The organism is Bacillus sp. mrc49, from assembly GCF_002803435.1.
Genome location: NZ_PHNG01000110.1, coordinates 1 through 1,036, shown reverse-complemented (window position 1 = coordinate 1,036; position 1,036 = coordinate 1). Strand labels below are relative to the sequence as shown.

Below are 1,036 nucleotides of genomic sequence, written 5' to 3'. Positions count from 1 at the left end.
TGCCAGGCAGGGATTCACCCATCATTAGAGTCGGAGCTGCAGTCGCAATCTCCACAACTTCGATTCCTCGCTGTACCTCACCGCGGGCATCTTTTAGCGTTTTCCCATTTTCCATCGTTATGATTTCGGCCAATTGTTCTTTCTGCTCTTGAAGCAGATGAAGGTAATTGTATAGAAGTCTTGCCCGGTTCGGCACAGGTACCAATGACCAAGTTTGATACGTATCTTGAGCGGCCTGTACAGCTTGATCGACATCCCTTTTCACCGATAGAGGTACATAGGCAATTATTTTTCCGTTGGCTGGATTAATTACTTCTTCGACATCCGTACCATTGGAATCCACCCATTCTCCATTAATGTTGTTCTTCATTCTTTTTATATTCGTTGTAATCATCTGCTCCCTCACCTCTCCTTAAAGAATCTTTGTCGTCTGCTCACTTATTTTTTTATAGAAGATGGACATGTCTTTATCACCATACCCGTTCTCCACTGCTTCTTCATACAGATCAAAAAGAATTTTGCTTAGCGGCAGTTCCACATCATTCTTTGCAGCAAGCCCAAGTGCGAACCCGAGATCTTTTCTTAGCAGCTCTAAAGCAAAACCGGGTTCGTAATTATCGTTTGCGATGAAGCTTTTGTAGTTCCGCTCGTAGATTCGGCTCTGGCCATAGCTTACGTTCAGCATCTCGAACAACCTTTCAAGATCAAGATTGCTATTCTTTGCAAGGTGAAGAGCTTCACTTACCCCTGCCGTATAAAATCCGATCAAGAGATTATTGATCAGCTTTGTATTCGTACCGCTGTCGATTCGATCATTCACATGAAAAATATTCTCGCCCATTACGTCAAATAAAGGCATGGCCCTATCGAAGACAGTCTTTGAACCGCCTACCATGAAGGTGAGCGTCCGGTTTACCGCCCCTATCACGCCGCCACTGACGGGTGCCGCGAGAAAATCAACATCCTTTTTCTTGGCAGCCTCTTCGATGCGGATATTCAATTCAGGGTCTACCGTACTTGTATCGATCAGCATAAC

At 44.7% G+C, this 1,036-nt stretch carries 2 protein-coding genes; both read right to left on the bottom strand.

Going from position 1 to position 1,036, the window contains the following annotated elements; translation table 11 throughout:
* A partial coding sequence (locus CVN76_RS00760; RefSeq protein WP_157805394.1) for an aldehyde dehydrogenase family protein occupies positions 1-394 on the bottom strand: 394 nt, incomplete at its 3' end.
* Between the two features lie 18 nt (positions 395-412).
* Positions 413-1,036: NAD(P)-dependent oxidoreductase (locus tag CVN76_RS00755; RefSeq protein ID WP_100530077.1), on the bottom strand; the 624-nt coding region annotated here is incomplete at its 5' end.